This window comes from Mycobacterium sp. ACS1612, assembly GCF_001667505.1.
In the GTDB taxonomy this organism is placed as follows: Bacteria; Actinomycetota; Actinomycetes; order Mycobacteriales; family Mycobacteriaceae; genus Mycobacterium.
On sequence record NZ_LZHZ01000037.1, the window covers coordinates 134342 to 157476 of the forward strand.

General features: G+C 62.1%; 23 protein-coding genes and 3 tRNA genes. 9 read left to right on the forward strand and 17 right to left on the reverse strand.

The features are described 5' to 3' along the window. The first annotated feature begins 190 nt into the window (after positions 1 to 190). From A5724_RS17280 to A5724_RS17295, 4 genes are all read left to right on the forward strand, one after another. On the forward strand, positions 191 to 1423 hold the full coding sequence (locus tag A5724_RS17280) for an O-antigen ligase (RefSeq protein ID WP_067804334.1): 1233 nt from the start codon (positions 191 to 193) through the stop codon (positions 1421 to 1423). Positions 1424 to 1683: 260 nt separating this feature from the next. Then, on the forward strand, positions 1684 to 2580 hold the full coding sequence (locus A5724_RS17285) for a glycosyltransferase family A protein (protein WP_067804338.1): 897 nt from the start codon (positions 1684 to 1686) through the stop codon (positions 2578 to 2580). A 234-nt stretch (positions 2581 to 2814) separates the two neighbouring features. After that, positions 2815 to 4353 (forward strand): oligosaccharide flippase family protein, encoded by a 1539-nt coding sequence (locus A5724_RS17290; RefSeq protein WP_067804341.1) that lies wholly within the window; start codon positions 2815 to 2817, stop codon positions 4351 to 4353. An 86-nt stretch (positions 4354 to 4439) separates the two neighbouring features. Then, complete coding sequence (locus A5724_RS17295; RefSeq protein ID WP_197518697.1) at positions 4440 to 5363, forward strand: glycosyltransferase family 2 protein; 924 nt, start codon at positions 4440 to 4442, stop codon at positions 5361 to 5363. Between the two features lie 27 nt (positions 5364 to 5390). Here the strand turns inward: A5724_RS17295 and A5724_RS17300 are convergent, their stop codons facing one another. The 16 genes from A5724_RS17300 to A5724_RS17375 all read right to left on the reverse strand — a co-directional run bounded on the left by A5724_RS17300 (position 5391) and on the right by A5724_RS17375 (position 15919). Next, positions 5391 to 6557, reverse strand: a complete 1167-nt coding sequence (locus A5724_RS17300; RefSeq protein ID WP_082965100.1) for a glycosyltransferase — start codon at positions 6555 to 6557, stop codon at positions 5391 to 5393. Between the two features lies 1 nt (position 6558). After that, a complete protein-coding gene (locus tag A5724_RS17305) occupies positions 6559 to 8088 on the reverse strand; it encodes a hypothetical protein (protein WP_067804347.1) in 1530 nt (509 codons plus the stop codon). A 36-nt stretch (positions 8089 to 8124) separates the two neighbouring features. Next, on the reverse strand, positions 8125 to 9579 hold the full coding sequence (locus tag A5724_RS17310; RefSeq protein ID WP_067804350.1) for a sugar transferase: 1455 nt from the start codon (positions 9577 to 9579) through the stop codon (positions 8125 to 8127). A gap of 584 nt (positions 9580 to 10163) precedes the next feature. Then, on the reverse strand, positions 10164 to 10520 hold the full coding sequence (locus A5724_RS17315) for a hypothetical protein (RefSeq protein ID WP_156752328.1): 357 nt from the start codon (positions 10518 to 10520) through the stop codon (positions 10164 to 10166). A 188-nt stretch (positions 10521 to 10708) separates the two neighbouring features. Next, the gene (rplA, locus tag A5724_RS17320) at positions 10709 to 11416 is read right to left on the reverse strand and encodes a 50S ribosomal protein L1 (RefSeq protein ID WP_067804357.1); all 708 of its coding nucleotides are present in this window, start codon (positions 11414 to 11416) and stop codon (positions 10709 to 10711) included. Positions 11417 to 11490: 74 nt separating this feature from the next. Then, positions 11491 to 11919, reverse strand: coding sequence for a 50S ribosomal protein L11 (rplK, locus tag A5724_RS17325; RefSeq protein ID WP_067804360.1), 429 nt, complete (start codon positions 11917 to 11919; stop codon positions 11491 to 11493). 25 nt (positions 11920 to 11944) lie between these two features. After that, positions 11945 to 12736, reverse strand: coding sequence for a transcription termination/antitermination protein NusG (nusG, locus tag A5724_RS17330; RefSeq protein WP_067804363.1), 792 nt, complete (start codon positions 12734 to 12736; stop codon positions 11945 to 11947). Between the two features lie 25 nt (positions 12737 to 12761). After that, positions 12762 to 13199 (reverse strand): preprotein translocase subunit SecE, encoded by a 438-nt coding sequence (gene secE / locus A5724_RS17335; RefSeq protein ID WP_067804620.1) that lies wholly within the window; start codon positions 13197 to 13199, stop codon positions 12762 to 12764. Positions 13200 to 13269: 70 nt separating this feature from the next. After that, positions 13270 to 13342, reverse strand: a tRNA-Trp gene (locus tag A5724_RS17340). A 128-nt stretch (positions 13343 to 13470) separates the two neighbouring features. After that, on the reverse strand, positions 13471 to 13986 hold the full coding sequence (hadC, locus tag A5724_RS17345) for a (3R)-hydroxyacyl-ACP dehydratase subunit HadC (protein WP_067804366.1): 516 nt from the start codon (positions 13984 to 13986) through the stop codon (positions 13471 to 13473). Between the two features lie 3 nt (positions 13987 to 13989). Beyond that, positions 13990 to 14418, reverse strand: a complete 429-nt coding sequence (hadB, locus tag A5724_RS17350; protein WP_067804370.1) for a (3R)-hydroxyacyl-ACP dehydratase subunit HadB — start codon at positions 14416 to 14418, stop codon at positions 13990 to 13992. Beyond that, positions 14405 to 14857 (reverse strand): (3R)-hydroxyacyl-ACP dehydratase subunit HadA, encoded by a 453-nt coding sequence (gene hadA, locus A5724_RS17355; protein WP_369830647.1) that lies wholly within the window; start codon positions 14855 to 14857, stop codon positions 14405 to 14407. The genes hadB and hadA overlap by 14 nt, the downstream gene beginning before the upstream one ends. An 81-nt stretch (positions 14858 to 14938) precedes the next feature. Further along, the gene (gene rpmG, locus A5724_RS17360) at positions 14939 to 15106 is read right to left on the reverse strand and encodes a 50S ribosomal protein L33 (protein WP_006246868.1); all 168 of its coding nucleotides are present in this window, start codon (positions 15104 to 15106) and stop codon (positions 14939 to 14941) included. Between the two features lie 36 nt (positions 15107 to 15142). Beyond that, positions 15143 to 15216: transfer RNA gene (locus tag A5724_RS17365), tRNA-Met, on the reverse strand. Between the two features lie 29 nt (positions 15217 to 15245). Next, positions 15246 to 15318: transfer RNA gene (locus A5724_RS17370), tRNA-Thr, on the reverse strand. An 82-nt stretch (positions 15319 to 15400) separates the two neighbouring features. Continuing rightward, positions 15401 to 15919, reverse strand: a complete 519-nt coding sequence (locus A5724_RS17375; RefSeq protein ID WP_067804378.1) for a DUF4352 domain-containing protein — start codon at positions 15917 to 15919, stop codon at positions 15401 to 15403. 74 nt (positions 15920 to 15993) lie between these two features. Between A5724_RS17375 and A5724_RS17380 the strand changes: the two genes are divergently transcribed. The 5 genes from A5724_RS17380 to A5724_RS17400 all read left to right on the forward strand — a co-directional run bounded on the left by A5724_RS17380 (position 15994) and on the right by A5724_RS17400 (position 22018). Beyond that, positions 15994 to 16857: an NYN domain-containing protein gene (locus tag A5724_RS17380; RefSeq protein ID WP_067804381.1), complete on the forward strand. Its 864-nt coding sequence runs from the start codon at positions 15994 to 15996 to the stop codon at positions 16855 to 16857. Between the two features lie 9 nt (positions 16858 to 16866). Continuing rightward, positions 16867 to 17577 (forward strand): MBL fold metallo-hydrolase, encoded by a 711-nt coding sequence (locus tag A5724_RS17385; protein ID WP_067804384.1) that lies wholly within the window; start codon positions 16867 to 16869, stop codon positions 17575 to 17577. A 21-nt stretch (positions 17578 to 17598) separates the two neighbouring features. Continuing rightward, entirely contained in the window at positions 17599 to 18249 is a 651-nt protein-coding gene (locus tag A5724_RS17390) for a hypothetical protein (protein WP_067804386.1), read from the forward strand. A gap of 106 nt (positions 18250 to 18355) precedes the next feature. Next, positions 18356 to 19345, forward strand: a complete 990-nt coding sequence (locus A5724_RS17395; RefSeq protein ID WP_067804389.1) for a DUF2235 domain-containing protein — start codon at positions 18356 to 18358, stop codon at positions 19343 to 19345. Between the two features lie 54 nt (positions 19346 to 19399). Further along, positions 19400 to 22018, forward strand: a complete 2619-nt coding sequence (locus A5724_RS17400; RefSeq protein ID WP_067804392.1) for a LuxR family transcriptional regulator — start codon at positions 19400 to 19402, stop codon at positions 22016 to 22018. Position 22019: 1 nt separating this feature from the next. Here A5724_RS17400 and A5724_RS17405 read toward each other — a convergent pair whose 3' ends face one another. Next, positions 22020 to 23135 carry a DUF2235 domain-containing protein gene (locus tag A5724_RS17405; RefSeq protein ID WP_067804623.1) on the reverse strand — a complete coding sequence of 372 codons (1116 nt, stop codon included), beginning with the start codon at positions 23133 to 23135 and terminating at the stop codon, positions 22020 to 22022.

Consider the following 23135-nt stretch of genomic DNA (forward strand, 5'->3'; position numbering starts at 1 on the left):
TCGTCAGACCGGTCGCTAGCTACTCCTGCGGGCCAATCGGAAAGAAAGCGGCACACAAAACAAATATGAGCGGTCCTTGTCGCCACTTCTTGGAGACGGAATAGCGAAACTGATGAGCGCCTCAACGAATCGATTGGCTCTGGCTTGGTCTGCCCTAAGCCGAACTGCACGCGGCGACAATTCAGCATCGATGGACAAGTTCAATCCTCACAGTGTGGGCTTCCTATTCGTAGTCATTTCCGTAATCGGGCTTGCGGTAATTCCTGGGCTGATAAATTACTTGAACGTTAAGCATACATCCCCCGCAGGCGTGAATTTAGAGCCGTTTCCGCGTGTTGCTAATCTTGTAGCGGCGGGATTTGTGCTTGTGGTCTGCGTTGCGGTTGCGTTCGTGCGCGGGCACCCAGACCGGAATCTCACAGGACTAGTCGTACTTCTGCTCGCGCTCATCGTCCCGTACATTTTCAGCCCCGCTTTGCCAGGAGCGGCAGACCTTGTACGCATCGCTATCGCGGTGGCAGTATTTGTTGCGGTATGGAATATCGCCCCATCCGTCGACGGATTGAAATGGGTGGCGTTGAGCGGCGCGGTGTTTGGAGCATACTCGATACTCGGGGCGGTAATAAACCCAGAACACATGATGTTCCAGGCCAAGTCAACGAAGGCGCTCATCGCTGATGTCAATTTAGCTGGCCCATTTATGCACAGCAATGTACTAGGAATCTACTGCGTCCTCGCGCTCGCGCTGACACCATTGCTGGCCAACATTCCTCTCAGAATTTTAACCGGACTAATTATTATCGCGACAATTGTCGGTTCAGCGTCGCGGACGGCGCTGGTAGCGACGGGCGTCTTGGGACTTTGGTGGACGATTTGTTGGTTCCGATCGGTTGTATCGATCCGATTCGCGGGCACAGTGGTGGCGTGCATGTGCGCCGCCGCTGTGGCGGCTATTCCACTCCTTGGCCTGGGTTCGAAGACGTTATCGGGGCGCGGTCAGATCTGGACAGGAAGCCTCAAGGCATGGCATGAATCTCCGTTGGTCGGATTGGGCCTCACTTTCTTCAAGAGCCAGCGACGGCCGGAGTTATACATCGACTACGAGTACATAGGGTCAGGACATAATCTTCTTATACAGACGCTCGTGACGTCTGGGCTCGTAGGTTTGTGCTTTCTAATGACCGTTTTGTTCGCCGCGTTGCGGTCGACCCGCGCATTGGTCGTCACTCGCGATCAAATTGCGTGTTTCGGGTACCTGATTGTTTTTTTGGCGGTATCGACCACTGAGGCTGTCTGGGAAATTCTTCCGAATTTGGAATTGTTTCCGGTCGTTGGCCTCGTTTTCCTGGTGATAATCGTCGCGAGGCGCGATGCTGGGCAATTGCAGGATGGCATCCTGTCCGAAACACATCTACACGATTAAGACGCGACATCGATCGATCTTATACATTAAGTGCACGCTACTTGATGACCCGCGAGGTCAGGCCGTAAAAATTCTTTACAACCCGCGCACAACTAAACGGAAGACGACCGCGCTGCGTTTGAGCCCTGGCCGAGCCGCCAAGGCTTCTCCAACTGACCATCGACAACGCGTACCAGTAGCGATCACCTGACTTTTAAATGATTTGCTAGCTCAACACGCACTCCCTTGCCAGACATGTATCGCGTCCGCATAATGATGCAATGCCGCTCGTTTCCGTCATAATGCCGTTTCTCAATCAGGAGACCTACCTAGAAGAAGCGGTACAGAGTGTTCGCGACCAGACGCTTTCCGATTGGGAGTTAATCCTCGTCGACGACGGCTCTACCGACCGCAGTACAGCCTTGGCTCACGATCTTGCGGCACAGGACGCTCGGATCCGCTACGTCGAGCACCCTGGACACGAAAACCGAGGCGGGAGCGCGTCCCGCAATCTCGGCGTCGCCCATGCACGCGCGCCATACATCGCTTTTCTCGACTCGGACGACGTAGCGATGCGTGGCAAACTCGCGGATCAGGTCGACCTCTTGGCGAAGATGCCCGACGTCGCGATGGTCATGGGTGCCATCGAGTACTGGTATAGCTGGGATCCGAAATCCAAGCGACCGGACCGTGTCGTCCTGACGGGTGGGATGGCCGACCGGCGTCTAGATCCGCCAGAAGCGGCTCTGGCTCTTTATCCGCTCGGACGAGGGACCTCTGGCGCAGTAACGGGCATGGTTCGGCGCACCGCCTTCGACGCGGTGGGTGGGTTCGAAGAACGTTTTCGTGCACCCTATGACGATCAGCCCTTCCTAGCGAAGATCCACTTGCGCTACCCCATCTACATCTCGGCGAGTCCGTGGACTCGCTACCGCCGGCATGACGCTTCCAGCGTGGGCAGTACGAGCCGGTTCGAATCCTGGCGGCTGCGAAGCGTCTTCCTCGAGTGGTTGGAGTCCTATGTTGGACCGAACGGTGACCCGCGCGTGATTACAGCTATACGGCGCGCCCGGCGCCAACTCCCGTACAGAAGGCTCACGGCACCTGCCTACGAAGTGTTCGACCACCTCCCCGAGGGTCTGCAGTTGCGACTGCGCGCCCTTGCGGGTCGACCGTGAGATCGTATTTGCATCGCCCCGGCTCAATTACTTGACGACTTACTGCACGCTTCTGTCCGTTTGACGGAGTGACTTAGCCGGATGGGTTTGGCGAAGCGCAAAGTGTCGCTACCGGTGAGCATTAACATGATCCAGTGTCGATGAGTCCGCCCGTAAGGTTCACTGCGGATACTGCCGCCTTTCAGCTGATCAAACCTGTCCTCAGACTGCGATAGTCGCGAGCACGAAACTCTGATGCCGCAGGAATTTGCCCGAAATACCTTTCTCGGTTTTGTCGCTGGTGCGGCCGTCGCGTTGGGGGGCTTCATCTGCACCACAATCGCTGCGCGGCTTCTGGGGCCTCAGGGCATGGGAGTTTTTGCGTACGCCGTCTGGTGCGTCACGACGGTGGCGACCGTCACGGAGTTGGGCATCGCAATGGTGCTGCAGCGATTCATCCCCACTCTGCGCGCCGAAGACAAGCCGGAGGCGGCCGAAGGTCTGGTCGGCGCGGGCGCACGCCTATCGGTCTTTGCAGCGATCGTGGGAACTGTTTTGCTTGTGGGCTGGCTGCACGGACCGGGCGCCAGCGCAATGTCGGCACCCTTGCAGGTTCCTCGCGCGGTACTCATCGCGGTGATTGTGGCCTGGTTCATCGTTCTGAACATGTCGGGCACTTACATGGCTTACCTCAAGGGCGAGCAGAGATTTGGTGAGTTTGCTCGACTGTCCGCACTTTCGGCATTGACCAGGTTGGTCGTGACGTTATTGGGCGCGTGGCTCTTCGGAGTCGTCGGAGCCCTTTGTGGCTACTTCGCCGCCGCGCTCATCGGAGCTCCTCGCATCCGCAGATTGTTGCGGAATAAGCCAGTCGTCGGGCAGGAACTCAGACGCGACGTTGTCCGCTTCGCCTTCGCCGGCTGGTCGGTGGGAGTAATCAGCGGCCTGCTGTGGGGCCGAACAGAAATAGTGTTCCTCGAGCACTATTCAGGTGTAGGCACGGTGGGGTTGTTTGCGGTGGCGTCGATGTTGGCGGACATGGCGATGCAGCTTCCAGTGCTTCTCGTCACCGCTCTCCTGCCCGCCTTCAGCGAGAAGCAGGGCCTTGGCGCACACGACCAGATACAGCGCCTTTACCGGATGATGTCGGGAATCCTGACGCTGGTAGTGGTGCCGGTGTGCATTGGCATTGCAGCCATTGCGCCAGCCCTCGTGCCGCTAGTCTTCGGTTCGGAATTTGCTGAGGTAGTACCCGTCGCCACGGTGCTGCTGATCGCCGCAGCGGTGACCTGCATTGCTCAAACGACGGTGCGGTTGATTTACAGCACCGGCAAGATCGGCCTCCTTCTTATTTCAAACGGTGCCGGGATGGTCGGCACGATCACATTGGGTTTCCTCGTTATCCCGCATTTCGGACTAATTGGAGCCGCCTGGTCGCGCGCATCCGTTCAGATGCTGTGCGTCGTGATCGAGCTCTGGTATGTGACTAGGCGCCTTGGCTACCGGCCGCCGTATCGAGCGCTTGGAGCGATCACTCTTGCCGCCATCCTCCAGGGCGGCGTCGCATACGCGATTTGTGTCAAATGGGGGGGCGTCGGCGCCGTGGCGCTCGCCGTTCCGGCCGCGATTGTTGTCTACTTGGTTGCCATCCGCGTCTTTGCGGTGTTCCCATTGGTGGACCCGTTGTTGGGCGACACTGTCGTCGCGAACTCGCCGCAACGGCTCAGACCTGTTCTTTCATGGGGACTCAAACTCGTCTCACCAGCGACGAAAGACCCCGCCGCACCTGACTGAGATTTTGGAATCGGCCTGAGCTGAGAACCGACGATTTTTTCAGAGATTTGCCATGCGCGTTGTCAGTCATCTGCGAGACTTTCAGTGTGCCGCTCGTATCTGTTGTGGTGATTTTTCTTAACGCCGGTGGTTTTCTGGAAGAAGCCGTGCAGAGCATTCGCGGACAGACATTATCGGATTGGGAATTGATCCTCGTCGATGACGGATCCACCGACCGAAGTACTTCTATCGCCCGCAGCCTTGCGACAGAAGATGACAGGATTCGCTACATCGACCATCCAGGTCACCAGAATCGCGGAATGAGCGCCTCACGTAACTTTGGCGTAGCACACACCACCGCGCAATACATCTCCTTTCTCGACGCTGATGACGTGTGGGAACCGGAGACGCTAGCCGAGCGGGTCAACATCCTGGAAAACATGCCGGATGTGGCGCTGGTCTGCGGTGCACTTCGCTACTGGCACAGCTGGGACGCGGCGTCAACCATGGAGGACCGCATCGTATTGACAGGCGGCCTGGCAGAGCGTCGACTTGATCCTCCGGAAGCAGCATTAGCGCTATACCCGCTCGGTCGCGGAGCCACCGCGGGCGTCGACATGATGGTCCGACGCAGTGCTTACGAGGCCGTCGGGGGTTTCGAGGAGCGGTTCCGCGGGCGCTACGAGGATCAGGCGTTCCTGATCAAGATTTTTATGCGCTATTCCATCTATGTTTCGTCGCGCCCGTGGTACCGCTATCGGCAGCATGACGCTTCTTGCTCTGGGCAATTGTCCCCGTCAGATTGGTCCACGCGACGACGTATTTTCCTCGACTACTTACAGGAACTCGAAGATTCTGGGCGGATTGACGACCGACGCGTTTCCGCGGCGGTTCGGCGCGCTCGTCGCGCGCTGCCTTACCAGCAGCTAGCTTCACGCCTCTTCTACCGACTTCCGCCTCGGGTCAGGTGGTACGTGCACGGGCTCAGGTGGCCTACTAGTCGTGCCCCGGCAACGCACGAAGCGAAATAGACCGCGAACGCGTCCGATCGTGCGTAATCACGAGTGGACTAGATTATTGGCGTCCATCGCCCCGTGTTCGACCCAGGCGCAGAACGTCTTTCGAAAACTCGAGTTTGAGAATATGCCGATTGTGGACCTGACTTTCGTCATGTCCATCGAAATGGCAGCTTGCACCGCTTGAGGATCGGTGAAGCGCGAGTCCTGGAATCCTGTGGCAAGTCCCCCGGACACCGCGAGAACACTCTCCCTAGCGCCGCCAAGCTCGTTGACAAGCACCGGGGTACCGCACGCCATCGCCTCGACGGGCATGATGCCGAAGTCTTCTATTGCCATGAACACGAACAAAGCTGCACGGCGGTAGATCTCGATCAAGAGATCATCGCTCACGCGTCCGATGAAATGTACGGGCGTGCGTGCATGCTCCGCTACCGCTCTCAGCCGAGGCTCGTCTGGACCCGACCCGACGAGAACAACTGGTAGATCTGCTATCTCGCCCGCGCGGATAGCAGCCTCAATATTCTTGTATGGAACGAAGCGCGAAGCCCCCAGGACAAAGTCGCGGGGCAACCCTCTTGCGGTCGCATCATCAGCCTCGGAGAGTTCTCCTGTGAAAGCGTGAATGCGTTCGATATCCACCGGTTCATAGATGACCGAGGCATCCACCCCCCAGGTGTCGGCCACTCGCTTTGCTACGAACTGACTATTCACTGCGTAACTGACGTCGTTGGAAACGGCGCGGCGATCCCGCCTGCGGAAATATCGTCGACCAACGCGACCTACTAGCGTGTTGCCCCGCTTATCGAGTTCCGGAACCCAAACATACCGTGCGGGACTGTGGACATAGGCGAATGCCGGAATACCGTTTCGAGCAGCTCTGCTCGCGAGGTGGTGCGAAAACGCGTGGGAACTCACAACAACCTTCCCAACCCCTGTTAGGTCCACACGTCGCCAAGCGCTTTCCATGAATGGCATCCCCGCGACCTTGTATCTGCGCAGTGGCGTCCGAGCCAACCAACTCTCTTCGACGCCACCGAAACGAACCGAGTCGTCGTTCCACAAGCACACTGCCCGACGGTGTGGGACCGCAAGGCGGATCTGCTCAAACGCATTCTCTGAGCCGCCGACCTCTTCAATCCATTCGTGGGCGACCAAGGTTTCAACATCCCCAAGCCGTGTTTTCAGATCAATCCGCGAGGTGCTCACGTTAGCTCCGTACTACTCGCTTTACCGTTTCTTCGACGCCACCGCCTTCGGCTGCGACCACAACAGAGACGCCAGAAGCTGACATGTCGAGTATTGAGTTGTCAGGAGATTGCATGTAATTGGGCGGTGTGATCCCGAAGTAGTCCAGCATGGCGGGTGCGATATGAAGCGTCGAGATTGTGGGGCGACCGGCTGGTCCCGGCTTCTGGGCAGCAGGGTCGTGGACGAGCATCATCCCGTGCGGAGTGTGTCGGGCGGAGCAGTCGATGTTGTCTTGATGCTCGCGGAACCCCCAGCCGATCGACGCAAATGGCAAACGCGCGCCGGCAAGTTGAAGCTCAGGCTGTCCGGCGAACTTCTCAAAATAGATGAATAGGTGAAAGCTGTTTTCCACGCGGTCATAGCTCAACGGCGCAATCTCGCGTTTCGACAAGGACATTGCATGGCCATTGCACGATATGCTGCGTAGCCGCTGCTCGAAATAGTCAGCCTTCGCGGGATCGATGGTCACACTCACGCACGGAACCATCGCGTATCGCTCAGTCCACTCTGAGCGCGAAAGGCCCAATTCGGTCATGAACCGATCGAGGTCAACAATTGTGATGAAGCCGCTTGTCTCGTTGCCTTGGCTCGCGGCTTGCCCCATGCTGCTACAAACGACCAGCGTGTAGTCATACTTGTTCGCGAACTTCATCAGCCGCCCGAGCATGAGGTCGAGACAATCCATGGCGTACCGAATCTCACCATCGTATCGATGTTGCCAATCAGTTGGCATGGGGGTTCCACCAGGATCGTTTGGATATGCAGCAGCCCAGAATCGGTGCATGGCAGCTGCTACATGGTTCGTGTAGAGAGTCGCGAATTCCGGCCTGGTCTTCTTCATCAAATGCGTGAACACGTCGAGTGCAAGCAGTGGTTGGATGGACCGCCTGCGACAACGCAGATGCGGATGAAGGCTTTCTGCGGCAAGCGCTTTCGCGGTCATCTTGAGAGAGGCACCCGACATACCGTGGGTCGGGTAGAACTTCAGAAAATCAGCGGCAGAATCCAGCGGCACTGCTGTCTCGACATTCCTCGCCGACCGCCGTGTCATATTCAGGTTGAATCGCTGAAACGGAACGACATCGGCCGGGTAAGCGAATGCTTCATTTGCAAAGAAGTCAGGAAGGTAGAAGGCGTAATCACCCACGTTATCGGGAACATTGGAGCTGTGCAGCGAACCCATTACGCCGACTTTCACTCCTTGCGCTGAAAGCAGTCGCCAGATCGGCGGGTAGTGCTGGTCCGCGAAGTCGAGCGACTGGCCCAGGTGGAAAATCTGATGCGTTTCATCGATGACTCCACGATGCAGCGTCGACCAGCTGATCCACGGATCCAATTCCACCTGGTCTTCGCAGACAGTAGCCAGTTGTTTTGATGCAGCCATTAATCGCGCTAGATTACTAGACGGTCGTTCCTCGATATAGTCGTCGAGAATCCTGAATGGAATTTCATTCGCCTCGACCATTATCAGCTGACGTTTGATGTTCACTACGACTCAATTCTTGTGGCGATCGTGAGGGGAGTTTCAGCATCCGCGGCGGAGGACGACTTCACGAAAAGTCCTGAGGATGATTTTGATGTCTAGCCACAGCGACCAGTTTTCAATGTAGAAATTGTCATGGCGGGCGCGGTCAGCGATTGATGTGTCTCCGCGCAGTCCGCTGACTTGGGCGAATCCGGTGAGACCTGCTTGTACGCGATGCCGTTGGGCGTATCTGTCGTACTGTGCAGAGAACAATTCGACGAAGTGCGGCCGTTCGGGCCGGGGCCCAACCAGAGTCATGTCGCCACGAATGATGTTCCACAGCTGCGGCAATTCGTCGATCGACGTGCAGCGCAGGAAACGACCCACCGGACCGACGCGATTGTCGGTGGCCACGCACCATTTCGTCTGCGACTCGAGTTCATCGGCTGGGCGCATTGACCTGAACTTCAGCAGTTCGAACTGTTTCCCGTCGCGACCGACTCGCACTTGTCGAAAGATGACGCCGCGGCCACCCTCTAGCCGAACGGCCAGCACCACTACGGCGAGCATCGGCGACAGGACCAGCAAGGCAGTCATCGCGAACACGATGTCGAAGATGCGCTTGATCAGCCGCGCTGGCCCCCGCAGGTTGGGATTCCGGATGCGCATGATGGGGATTGAGCCGATGTGTTCGGCCATTCCCGTCTGCGTGTGGAACTGATGCATCCGTGGAACGACCAAAAGGTCTGCCGCCTGGCATTGTGCAGTGCGTACCGCGTCCACCAATGCGCGTTCATCGAAGCTTCCATCGGCAACCAGTAGGGTGCCGGCACCAGTTGCGGCAACCGCCAAGTCGAGGTCGGCAAGGCGGCCGAGACGCGGCACGCGATCGTCGACCGCAAAGTCCTCGCCGTCATCCACAAATCCAACCACTTTCAGGCCGTAGACCGGGTGCGCCTCTAGTGTTTTGACCAGCTCGGCGGCCAGCGGACCGCCTCCGATCAGCACTGTGTGGTATTGGGCGATCCCATGCCGTCGCGCGAAGGCGATCACCCGTGTGGTGATGACGCGGCCCACCACTACCAGTGCAATTCCCTGGGCGGACGTTTCCAGAAACGTGAGAACCCCATCTCTTTGATGCAGGTACATCATCACCGGGATCACCGTCCCCGTGGCCGCCAGCATCCGTGTCAAGATCGTCGGCAGCTCGTCCAGCACGCTTAGGTGAAGTCGTGCGCGATGTCGGCCGCCTCCAGCCAGGAACAACGTTCCCAGCGCGGCCATCGCCACGACAGCGTGGATCTGCATCGGCCGCCACGCCAAGGGCAATATGCTCAGCCCGAAATCCACGAGTGGGACGAGCATCCAGGCCCTAATGCTGCTGAGGACGCTAGAACGCTCTTTGACGGCAGCACGGTCCGAATTGAACTGATCTAGAAGTGTCGTCGCGTCACTGGTCGGCTCGGCCGATGGGCTCATCGAGGCAACGCCAGGACCTGGATCAACGACGGTCATGGTCGCACCCCGACGCTGCGATTGCACGTGTGCGCGAAGTTCCCCTTGCCATCTCGTCCCCCCGAGTCGTCTGCCGTGACAACTTTGCTACTGAGAGGTTGGAAACCTGGTCCCGCTTGATGACCTCGTTGCGAGTCCTGCAACCCCTCCCGCTCGTCGCGAGCGCAGCTTCCGACCTTCTCAAGCTGAAGATATCTTATTAACCAATACAGCGCTAGGGAATTAGGTGTTTCCCTATGCACTAACTAGATAAACCCCATCATCTGCGGCTTTGTCCAGACGGTGGGTACCGATCTAGTTCTCCAGGCCAATCCTTCGAACTTTGCTGATTTGACGCTGTCGTCTAAACGGCGCACAAGACTGCTCGATGCTCCCACGATTTGGCAAACAAATGGGGGCGATAGGACACGTACGCGAATCCCCTGACCTCTTTGGCCGCCGCCGCCAGGCCAGGTTAGCTGCAATCGCATGCGTCGCACGGGTATGGCGCAACACCCATGGACACCACAGCCCAAGCCGTGGCGACACTTAACCGGGTCGCTAATTTGACCGCGCGGTAGCCGATGCAGTCGCGCGGCCCACGGTCAATCGAACCCGAGGGACGGTTCGGCGCCGACAATCCAGACGGGCTGAGCGCTAGCAATCGAGTAGACAACCCAACGAGCGCCGACGAGGCCGTAGGTCCCGAACTTCGCTGGGATCAGTTGGACAAGAATCTCTTCATCGACAGAAATGCGATTCGCAGCAATCTTCGCAGTCCACCCAGCAGCATTGAGCGCGTTTCTAGCCTCGCCGATGACGGAACAATCCGAGACAACACGGGCGACCTGTTCCACCGTCGAGACTGCCTCTCGCGGTGCTGCGGATAAGCACGTATCCGCCAGTTCAACGTCTGCACTCTCATGCGGATCTGACTGCGCCGCGCACGCCTCTGCTGTCACCTTGCCGCCTCCCCCGCGCACCCACCCGAGCGCTCCAGCTAACTCCACGAGGTTATCGACAGCGGTGAAGCGGACGTATCAGGTGTTTCCCTAAGCTTTGCGCTTCCGGGTCCCAAGGCGGCGCGATCCTAACGAGAACCGAACGCTCGGCGCAGAGATGTATCGATGAGGCGCCGAGCGCCAGGTGGCTACGCCTCCGCGAAGTTACGCGTGACCGACGGGTCGACCGGGATGCCCGGGCCGGTGGTCGTCGAGACTGTGACCTTCTTCAGGTAGCGGCCCTTCGACGACGACGGCTTGGCCCGCAGGATCTCATCCAGCGCAGCGCCGTAGTTCTCAGCCAGCGCCTTCTCGTCGAACGACGCCTTGCCGATGATGAAATGCAGATTGGCCTGCTTGTCCACGCGGAAGTTGATCTTGCCGCCCTTGATGTCGTTGACGGCCTTCACCACATCCGGCGTGACGGTGCCCGTCTTTGGGTTCGGCATCAGACCACGCGGACCCAGCACACGCGCGACCCGGCCCACCTTGGCCATCTGGTCGGGGGTGGCGATCGCGGCGTCGAAATCGAGGAAACCGCCCTGGATCTTCTCGATCAGGTCGTCGCTACCGACGATGTCGGCGCCCGCGGCGGCGGCTTGCTCGGCCTTCTCACCGACCGCGAACACCGCGACGCGCGCTGTCTTACCGGTGCCGTGCGGCAGGTTCACGGTGCCGCGCACCATCTGATCGGCCTTACGCGGATCGACGCCGAGGCGGATCGCAACCTCGACGGTGGCGTCCTGCTTCTTCGACGACGTCTCCTTGGCCAGCTTCGCGGCCTCCAGCGGGGTGTACAGCCGGTCCCGGTCGACCTTCTCGGCGGCTTCGCGATATGCCTTGCTGGTCTTGCTCATTCGTGTCTCCTAGTTGTCAGAGTTGTGGTTGTTCGGGCCGATGCCAGCCCTCCCACGGGATCGCGCGCCGAAAACTATTCGACGGTGATCCCCATCGACCGGGCGGTGCCGGCGATGATCTTGGCCGCCTGATCAATGTCGTTGGCGTTCAAGTCTTCTTTCTTGGTCTCGGCGATCTCGCGCACCTGATCCCAGGTCACCTTCGCGACCTTGGTCTTGTGCGGCTCACCTGAACCCTTTTGCACGCCAGCGGCTTTCAGCAGCAGCTTGGCCGCGGGCGGGGTCTTCAGGTTGAAGGTGAAGCTGCGATCCTCGTAGACGGTGATCTCCACGGGGATGACGTTGCCGCGCTGGTTCTCCGTCGCGGCGTTGTACGCCTTGCAGAACTCCATGATGTTGACGCCGTGCTGGCCGAGCGCGGGACCGACCGGCGGGGCAGGGTTGGCCTGCCCGGCCTGGATCTGCAGCTTGATCAGCCCGGCGACTTTCTTCCTCGGGGCCATGTCGTGCGGTGTTCCTTTCTCGGACTTAGATCTTGGCGACCTGGTTGAAGGTCAATTCGACAGGTGTTTCGCGGCCAAAGATGGACACCAGCACCTTGAGCTTCTGTTGTTCGGCGTTGACCTCGCTGATCGACGCGGGCAACGTCGCAAACGGCCCGTCCATCACGGTGACCGACTCACCGACCTCGAAGTCGACCAGGATCTCCGGACGTTCGATCGACGCCTCGGAGCTGGCGGCCGCCCCAGCCGTGCTCTTGGCCGGCTTCTTCGCGGCAGCGGGCGGCAGCAGGAACTTCACCACGTCATCCAACGACAGCGGCGACGGACGTGAAGTCGCCCCGACGAAGCCGGTCACGCCGGGCGTGTTGCGCACGGCGCCCCACGACTCGTCGTTGAGGTCCATGCGCACCAGGATGTAGCCCGGCAGCACCTTGCGGTTGACCTGCTTGCGCTGGCCGTTCTTGATCTCGGTGACCTCTTCGGTCGGCACCTCGACCTGGAAGATGTAGTCGCCGACGTCGAGGTTCTGCACGCGGGTCTCGAGGTTGGCCTTCACCTTGTTCTCGTAGCCGGCGTAGGAGTGGATGACGTACCAGTCACCGGGCCGGGTGCGCAGGTCCTTCTTCAGCGCGACCGCCGGATCCTCTTCCTCGTCCTGCGGCGCGTCCTGCGCAGCCGCGTCATCGGCAGCGTCGGCCGCGACGTCGGCTTCATCAGGAGCCGCGTCGGTGTCCTCGGTCACCGGATCGACGTTGCTCTCGTCTGTGATGACGTCGACGCTCTCGGCCGAAGGCGATTCGCCCTCGAAGGAAGTCACTTGTCAGTCCTCTCTCATTCGCTCGTTAGCCGAACACCAGCGTCACGAGCTTCAATAGGCCCATGTCGACCAGGCCGATCAACGCCACCATGAAGGCCAGGAAGACCAGCACCACGGCGGTGTAGTTGACCATCTGCTTGCGGTTCGGCCAGATCACCTTGCGGAGTTCGGCGACGACCTGCGCCAGGTAGTTCCAGACGAACTTGAACGGGTTCCGCCCACCTTTTCCTGGCCGATCGGCGGACTTCTTGGCCGTCTTGGTCGCGGTGCCCCCACCGTTCTTGGTCGGCGCGGCCTTCGTGCCCGTCCCCAGGTCGACGGCCTCGCTCTCGGCGTCGACCGCGCCGCGTCGCGACCGTTTGCCGGTCGGACGGGCCGGGCGGGTCACCACCGCGGTCTGGCCAGTGCTGTCAGTTACGGTGTCGTCGCCTGCGGAGCTGACACCGTCGCGCTCGTCGCTCACCGCATGCCTTTCGTATGGGTTCACGTGTGGTCACCTTCCAGTGTCCACACTTGTCGAGTATTCAGTTGAGCAGGGGCGACAGGACTTGAACCTGCAACCTGCGGTTTTGGAGACCGCTGCTCTGCCAGTTGAGCTACGCCCCTTCATCGGGGCTCACACAATTTGCGCGCTCCCCGTTCGGCCGATTGAAAACCGACGGACAGCGCGCTGGACTGGGAAAACCCCGAGGACCGAGTGTAGCGCGCCACCCGTGATAGTTACTAATCCGCCTCTAGTCGTCGTGCTTGACGGGCTTGCGCACGACCTGCCCGGTTTCCGGGTCCCACCCGGCCGAAATCGAGTTGTCGCCCTCGTGACCCATCAGCGTGGTGAACGACTCCATCACGACGTCGCCGTTGGGCCGTGCGCACACGTTGCGGGTGGTCACGATGTCGGCGCCGAACCGCTCGTTGACCGACTCGATGTACATGGTGCCGGTCAGTACGTCACCGTCCTTGATCGGCTGGTGGAACAGGAACTTCTGATCCACCTGCACGATCTGCAGCGTCTCGAAGCCGACGTCGACGTGCTGGAAGAAGTGCCGCTGGATCATCACCGCGAAGATCGACATGAACGTCGGCGGCGCGATCAACCCGGGGTGACCGAGTTGGGCGGCGGCGTCCTCATCATGCGAAGCCGGGTCCATCGACTTGACGCTCGCCGCGTACTGCCGGATCTGCTCCCGGCCGACGACGAAGGTGTCCGGGTACTTCCAGACCATCCCCCGGATATCAGTTTTGAGTGCCATTGGTCACGCCAGCTTCGCGGTGGCAACGGCGCGACCGAAGATCTTTTTTCCCCCCGTTGTGGCCGACAGCGCGATGGTCACTGATTTTGTTTCCGGCTCAACGGATTTCACTCGACCATTGAACACGATTTCGGCGCCGACGCCATCGTTGGGAACCGGCACCACCGCGGTGAAGCGGACGTTGTACTCGGTGACCGCGGCAGGGTCGCCGACCCACGACGTCACGTAGCCCCCACCCAGGCCCATAGTGAGCATGCCGTGCGCGATCGCGGTGTCCAGTCCGACCTGCTTGGCGATGTCGTCGTCCCAGTGGATCGGGTTGAGGTCGCCGGACACCCCGGCGTAGTTCACCAGATCCTGACGGGTCAGCGGTATCACCTTCTCAGGAAGGGTGTCACCTACCTTCACCGAGTCGAATTCACGCAGTGCCATCGCTGAAACCCTCTTCTCCCTCTTCACCCGAGCGACCCGCGAGGGTCGTGTACGACTCCTGGACGACGTCACCCTTGTCATTGGTGACGATGTTCTTGGTCACGATGATGTCGGCGCCGTGTGCCTGCCGGACGGAGTCCACGTACACGTCGCAGTACAGCGTGTCGCCGGCATAGATGGGCCTGACGAACTTCAGCACCTGATCCACCTGGACGATCTGGGCATCCCGGATCGCGATGTTCGCGTTTTCGAAGAACGCCAACTGCGCCTGGTAACCGAATACCGAGATGAACGTCAACGGCGCGGGCAGCCGATCGTGGCCGAGCTTGGCGGCGGCCTTCTCGTCGTGGAACACGGGATCGTCGTTCTTGACGGCGACCGCGTACTCGCGCAGCTTCTCCCTGCCCACGACGTAGTGGTCGGGATAGCGGTAGTGCATCCCGACGATCTGCTGTGACAGCCCCACGGTGAACGAACCTCTCGGGTCAACCCCTGGCAGATAGCCGAATGGGGTGACGCGCTAGCGCGATTCCTTGTGAGCCTGGTGCTTGCCGCAATTCGGGCAGAACTTCTTCAGCTCGAGCCGATCGGGATCGTTGCGACGGTTCTTCTTGGTGATGTAGTTGCGGTGTTTGCACACCTCGCACGCCAAAGTGATCTTCGGCCGTACATCTGTACTTGACGCCACGTCAACTGCCTCTTTCTCAAATGCCTTCGTGTCCTGTAGCGGTGGGGGGACTCGATCCCCCGACCTCACGATTATGAGTCGTGCGCTCTAACCAGCTGAGCTACACCGCCATCCGGGTGCCACCTACTGGCGACCACCGAGCCCCCTAACGGAATCGAACCGTTGACCTTTTCCTTACCATGGAAACGCTCTACCGACTGAGCTAAGGGGGCCAGACCCTCGCAGCAGCGGCGTGGGCCTTAAAGAGGGTACATTCTCGCGGATTGTCGTGCCAAACCGCAGGTCGTCGCGCCGCTACAGATGGACCGTGACCCCGGTCGAACCGGGCCCGTCGTGCAGTTCTATTGATTCGACGTCTGCGCCGACAGGCACGTCGAACACCACAGAGCTGTCCGTCGATTCCCCGGGATTGAGCCTGGGTGGCAGGTTGCCGAAGTACAGCCAGGCCTCGTCGTCAGGCGTATACGCGGTGGCGCCGTCCGAGAGCGTGTGGAACGACCCGGTGTAGGTGCGCGGCTCGGCGGCGACGTTCGTCACTGTCATCTGGACGACGACGAACTCGCCCGGCGCCACCTCGGGCGCGGCCACGTCGGCCGCGGGGATCTGGACCGCGGGCAAGGGGGCGGGAGGCGCTGAGGCGGCCTCGGCGCTGGTGGTCTGCGCCGCGACGGCCGGTTCGTCGACATCCATCCTGACCGCCAGCACCACCCCCGCGACGACGACGCCGATCGCCGCCACCACCGTCACGCCCAGCCCGATCAGCAGGCCCAGCTCGCGCCCCGACCGCCTGCGCGGTGCGGCGTGTCGGCTCACGCAGCAATTGGAACTCGGTTGGCCACCAGTTCGATGGCGGCGCGCCGCGGATACCGAGGTGATAGGACAGACGGATGACCGAACCCAACACGCCGCGTGTGGCGGTCTACCTCGACTTCGACAACATCGTCATCTCCCGCTACGACCAGGTGCACGGCCGCAACTCGTTTCAGCGCGACAGGGCAGCCGGGTTCCACAAACGACCAGGGCGCCTCACCGAGGCGGTCGTCGATGTCGGCGCCATCATCGATTTCGCCTCGTCGTTCGGGACGCTGGTGCTGACGCGGGCCTACGCCGACTGGTCGGCCGACGTGAACGCCGAGTATCAGGGCCAGCTGGTAGGTCGGGCCGTCGACCTGGTTCAGCTCTTCCCCGCCGCCGCCTACGCGAAGAACGGCGCCGACATTCGGTTGGCCGTCGACGCGGTCGAGGACATGTTCCGGCTGCCCGACCTGACCCACGTGGTGATCGTCGCGGGCGATTCCGACTACATCGCGCTGGCGCAGCGCTGCAAACGCCTCGGCCGCTATGTGGTCGGCATCGGCATCACCGGCTCGATCAGCCGATCGCTGACGGCCGCATGCGACGAGTTCGTCACCTACGACGCGCTGCCCGGTGTCCCGGTGGCCGCACCGAAGAAGCGGGCCAAACGCGCCAAGGCGCCGGAGGCGGACGACGAGTCGGAGCAGCCTGACCCGCAGGCCGCCGCGACCGGGCTGCTGGAGCGGGCGCTGCGCATCGGCCACGAGAAGGACGACGCGGACTGGCTGCACAACTCCGCGGTCAAGGCCCAGATGAAGCGCATGGACCCCTCGTTCTCCGAGAAGTCGTTGGGGTTCAAGTCGTTCAGCGACTTCCTTCGGTCGCGCAGCGACATCGTCGAACTCGACGAGAGCAGCACCACCCGCATGGTTCGGCTGAAGACCACCGCAACCTAGTCTGAAGTCATGACTGACCGCCTGTATTTTCGGCAGCTGCTCTCCGGACGCGACTTCGCGGCCGGCGACATGATCGCAGCGCAGATGCGCAACTTCGCCTACCTGATCGGCGACCGGGAGACCGGCGACACCGTCGTGGTGGACCCGGCCTACGCCGCAGGCGATCTGGTCGACGCGCTGGAAGCCGACGGCATGCACCTGTCCGGGGTGCTGGTCACCCACCACCACCCCGACCACGTCGGCGGGTCGATGATGGGCTTCGAACTCAAGGGCCTTGCTGAGCTGCTGGAGCGCACCAGCGTGCCTGTACACGTGAATTCCCTTGAGGCTGACTGGGTTTCGCGGGTGACCGGGATCGCGCGTTCGGAGCTCACCACACACGAGCACGGCGATGTGGTCAGTGTCGGCGACATCGACATCGAGTTGCTGCACACGCCGGGGCACACCCCGGGCAGCCAGTGCTTCCTGCTCGACGGGCGACTGGTGGCTGGCGACACGCTGTTCCTCGAGGGCTGCGGGCGCACCGACTTTCCCGGCGGTGACGTCGAGGCGATCTACCACAGCCTGCAGGCGCTGGCGCAGTTGCCCGGCGACCCCACGGTGTTTCCTGGCCACTGGTATTCGGCCGAGCCGAGCGCGTCGCTGTCAGAGGTGAAACGCACCAACTATGTGTACCGGGCCAGCAATCTGGACCAGTGGCGGATGCTGATGGGAGCCTAGTCGTCGCGCAAACTGAAAGGCGTGCCTGACACGCTCTACGCCGATGTGTCCGAGTGGCAGGTCGGCGTCGATGACAGTTATCCGTATCCGGTGTTGTGCATCCGGTCCAACGACGGGACGCATCGAGATCGCCGGTGGGACAACAACTATGAATGGTGTCTGCGCAACGCCGACAGCGGGCGGCTGACGTTCTTCATCGCGTACTTCGTCTGGCGGCCGAATTGGCAGCAAACCGTCGACACGTTCACGGACATGGTCGGTGCGCCGCATCCGAAGATGACGGTGATGATCGACATCGAGTCGTGGGGAGGGCAGGTCCGCGGTGACCGGTCGGCGGGCATCAACGCCGCCTACGAGGCCGTCGGTGCGTTCGTAGGCTCGACGGCCAAGGTGATCGGCTACGGCAACGTGGGCGACCTCAACACCTTGTGGCCGGCCAAACCACCCGGCATCCGGCTCGTCGTCGCGGCCTACGGGCGCAACCCGCCGTACCCCGGGAAGGTGGCTCACCAATACACCGACGGATCCGGCTACGGCGGCGGCCTGCCGGAGGGCGCACCACCGTTCGGCCGCTGCGATATGAACTCTGCGGACGGGCTCACGGCGGAGGAATTCGGACGTGCGTGCGGCATCACGCTCGCGGATTCCGCGCCCACCGAGGTCGCCCTGTAGCGAATTCGAAGGGGTTCGCAATTCGAGTAGTGCAATACGCAGGACACGGCGATTTTTGCGGAGCAAACTAATCCCAACAGCGAAAACACTTCCGTCGGGGGTCGTCGTGAAGAACATCGTGCTGTGCTTCGATCGCGTGCGTCGAGATGCCACCAACGCCGAGGCGTTGCTGAAATTGCTCGACGAGAGCGATGCACAGCTCAACTGGTATCACTCGGGCACGCCGGTGCACCCGCAGAGCAACGTGGACCGACTGCGATACCGCCGCAACGCAGCCCAGGAAACGCGCGCCACGATCGCCGACGCCTACGAGTTCCTGGTCGACAATTGGGATCGGGGCGATCGGATCTACCTGTTCGGTGTGGGTCGCGGGGCGTACTGCGCGCGCGCACTGACCCGACTGCTCGGCACCGTCGGATTGCTGCCCGATCTGATGGACTACGTACTCGCCGCCTACTCCGTACCGCGGACACATCGCGATCCGCAGGACTGGAGGCGGCTCACCAAACTGGCCGCCAGCTTGACCGGGTGTCCTCAGACCGGTGTTCCGGTGCAGTTTCTGGGGCTCTGGGACATGATCAGCGTGCCTGATCGGCACCCGTCGGGTGTACCGCTGACGAATGTGGTCGACGGCAGGCACGCGGTCGCGATCGACGGCCGGCTCGGCGGCGCACATCTGGTGTCGTCACCGGACTGCGTCGAGGAGGTCTGGTTCCGCGGCGCGCACTGCGATATCGCGGGCGGGTCGGGTGCGTGCTGGGCGCTGGCCGACATCGCGCTGGACTGGGTGCTCGACGGTGCGGTGCGGGCCGGCGTCGCGATGCGTGATCCCAGCCAGTCCGATGCGCCCGCACCGACCCAATACGACGCCCTCGCCGGCAGTGCCCGCACGCTTTCGCTGCGCAGGCCGCCTGCCGATGCGTTGGTGCACGCCAGCGTCGACATCTATCTGCGGGCGCATCCCGAATACTGGCGGCGTCTACCCTCCCACGTGGTGTGGGCCGACGTCGACTGGTTGGCCCGCAGCGAACGGCTGGTGCACACCGAACCCGCCGCGCAGGCACGGCAGGCGGAGTTCGCCGCCGCGGCGTCGTGATTCGCGTAGCCCTCTACTCGCATCAGCGCCATGAATCGCCCGCAGACTCGTCCCATGACCGTTGAAGCGGTGGCCCACGGATGGCCAGTCGTCCAGCGCGACATCGAGTTCGCAAAGATCCACAGCGCGCTGGCGGAGCAAACCGGTGTGTGCGGCATCGTCCTGATCGGCGACGCCGGCGTCGGCAAGACGACGTTGGCGCGGCTGGTGACGCAGTCCCTGCCGTCGCGGGTGCAGTGGGTGGCTGGCACCGAATCGGCGCGCAGCATCCCGCTGGGTGTCTTCGCCCACCTGGTGGGCGCCGCGACGTCCAGGGATCCGGTGGCGTTCCTGTCCGCGGCGCGAGAGACCATTCTGGCCGAGGGGCATTCGGTGATCGGCGTCGACGACGCGCACCTGCTCGACCAGCTGTCCGCGACGCTGCTGCATCAACTGGCGCTCGACGGCCAGGTGCGCATCGTGGCCACCGTGCGGGCCGGCGAGGCGGTACCCGACGCCATTACATCGCTGTGGAAGGACGGCTATCTGCAGCGGCTGCACTTGATGCCGTTCACCAGAGACCAGTGCGTCTCGCTGATCGAATCGGCTCTGGGCGGCCGCGTCGAGGGCCTGTCCGCGGATCTGATGTGGGAAGCATCCGGCGGCAACGCCCTGTTCGTCCGGCATCTGGTCGAGGGCGCCCTGGAAGCAGGCACGCTGCGTCAGGTTCGCGGCGTGTGGCAGCTCCGGGGCCGCACCGCGGTCACGTCCGAGCTCGCATCGCTGCTGGATGCCAGAATCGAGCAGCTACCCGACAACGTCCTGCACGCGCTGCGGCTGTTGACGTTCTGCGAGCCGCTCGACCTCGACACGCTCACCGACATCGTCGGCGCGGAAGCCGTCGAGGATGCGGAGTCCCGCGGACTGATCCGCATCGCCGAGGACCACTCCAGCATCGAAGCACGGTTCAACCACCCGCTGTTCGGCGAGGTGATCCGGCGGCGGCTGGGCATGGCGGCGGCGAGGCGGCTGCGCGGCGAGGTGGTCAAGGCACTCCAGGGCCAGCCGTTGAGCGGCCCGGCAGACCGAATCCGGTTGGCGGAGTTGACCCTCGACAGCGATCAGCAGCCGGAGGTGGACCTGCTCGTAAGCGCGGCACGCGACGCGATCGCACTGACGAACGTCACGCTCGGTGAGCGGTTGGCGCGGGCCGCGGTGAACCGCGGCGCCGGGCTGGTCGCCAGCGAACTGCTGGCCCGGTCGCTGCTGTGGCAGGGCAAGGCGGCCGAAGCCGAGGAGACATTGAGTTCTTTCGAGCCCGAGGTGATGGACGAACTCGATCTGGTGCGTTGGGGGTTGGCGCGAATCGCCAACCTGCACTGGTCGATGGGCGATGCCGAGAGCGCCGACGAAGTGCTGGAACTGTTGTACGAGAAGGTCACCGACGACCGGCTGCGGCTGATGATCGACGGTGTCGCATCCGCATCGCGGACCTTCGAGAACCAGCTTGTCGACTCCACCGCGCTGTCCAGACGGGTGCTTGCCGACCCGACTGCCCATCCGACCGCGGTCGAGTGGGCGGCCTTCGGCGGCGCATTGGCGCTGGCACTGATGGGCCGCGACGACGAGGTGGCAGCCGTCGCGTCGCGCGGGCATCAGGTCGAGAACAAGGTCGACGGGCTGCTGCGGTATCTGGCGGCGTTCGGCGAAGTCAAGGCTCTCACCCTGGCGGGCGATTTCGACACTGCCGCACAGCGTTCCGCCGACATCATCCGGATCACCTCGGCGGGCCAGTACCTGGCGTGGGGCATGGCCAACGTGCTGATGGGCACCGTCGGTGTGGCCCGCGGGGTGTTCGCCGACACGGTGCCCAGGATGGAGCAGACCGTCGCGGCGCTCACAGCGGAGTCGGCCTCGTCGTGGAGCTTTCCGGCGCGGCTGCTGCTGGCCCAGTCCTACTGCGCGCTCGGCAGAGCGGAACCGGGCGCCAGGATGATGGCCGAGGTCAAGACGCGGTACGGCCGGCACGTCGCGGTGTTCGGGCCGCAACTGAAGATCGCGGAAGCATGGTTGGCCGCCGCGGAGGGGAATGTCAGCGCGGCAATAGGATTCGCGCTCGAGGCTTCGCATCAAGCGGCGGACTCCGGGCAGCGGGCGATTCAGATGTTGGCGCTGCACGACGCGGTCCGGTTCGGCGACTCGACCTGTCTGGACGAGCTGGTCGAGGTCGCCACTGCGACCGGCGGCAGGCTCGCGGCTGTCATCGCGACGCATGCCGAAGCGCTTCGCAACGGCGATGCCACGGGAATGGCCGCGGCGGCAGGACAATTCGAGGACCTCGGCGCGCTGCTGTCGGCGGCTGACGCTGCGGCGCAGGCTGCGGTGTTGTTCGAGGCTGCAGACGATCGCCGGCGGAGCGTGGAGGCCGCCGCGGTGGCGAACCGGCTAGCGGCCGAATGCGGTGGGATCCGCACGCCCGCGTTGAATTTGGCGTCTCACCCGCTGCCGCTGACGGTGCGGGAGCGCGAGATCGCCAACCTCGCCGCCGCGGGGTTGACCAACCGCGAGATCGCCGACCGGCTCACGGTGTCCGTGCGTACGGTCGAGGGTCATCTGTACCGCGCGTGCACCAAGCTCGACATCAACGACCGCGAGGAACTCGCTGCGTTGATACTCAAGGGCGGTCGCGGGTAGTTCACACCTCTGCTGGGGGTGGCGGCCCGGACCACGGCTCGTCGTTGACAGTGAATTTGTCCGGTAGCCGCGGCTGATACTTGGGATTCATCTTGGCCATGCGTATCTCGACGCTGCTGTGGATGGTTGCGCCGTCGGGGATGGGTCGGGTCCGCCATGGCTTGACCGCTGCTCGCCAAGGTGCCTGAAGGAACCGCCAGGTTGTGCTGTTTCTGCGCATGCCCGAACATGCCTCGGCTTCGCCCAAGTTGGTCAGGTGATAACGGTACTTCCCCGACCGCACCTTGAGTCCGCATCTGATGGCGCCGTCGAGAATCCAGCGCATCGGGATCTTCGACAGCACAAGCTTTTTGTCTTGAAATCCGCCACCGACATCGGAATGGACGCCGGCGAACCACACTTCCTCCAGCGAGGGGTACTTCTCCTCCGAATCGGGTTTGACGAGGTACTCCACGAACTGAGGCCGGGTCTCATCGATCGAAACGGCGTGCCGCACCACCCGCACGTTGGGCAGTTGCCGAGTGTAGGGCCAGCGGATGTCGCGGCCGAAAGCCTTGGTGGCCTTGACGGTGTCGAAGAGGCCGAGATACTCCACCGGGAACGCGAAGCTTTCGCCCTCGATCTGTCGCGACAGGCCCTCGGCGAACTTCTTCATCCGGCCCCAACCCTCTGTCCTGCTGAGGTCGGAGTCCTTGCCGGGTTTGCGTGCGTAGGTGCGCACCGCGTAGGGAACCAGATTGTCCGACCCGGGCCGCAACAGCCCGATCCGGTACAGCATCCCGCAGAGGGCCCGGGCGGTGTACGCGCCACGGCTGAAACCGAAGACGAAGACCTTGTCGCCGGGTTCCCACGTGTTCATCAGGTAGGTGTACGCCTCGGCGATGTCCTGTCGCATGCCGTGGCCCAGCGCCAATCCTCCGACCAACGAAACCCGCTGCGCCAGTCCGGTCCAAGCGCTGGGTGGGGCCATGGTGCCGACGCCGGGGCCGTAGTAGAGCACCTGCTCGGCTGGATTGGTCAGATCGGCGAACTCGGCGATGCTGAAGACGTTGGTGACCTCTTTCGCCTCTACCTGATTCTTCGTTCCATCCAGGCAGATCAGGATGTTCTTGGACAC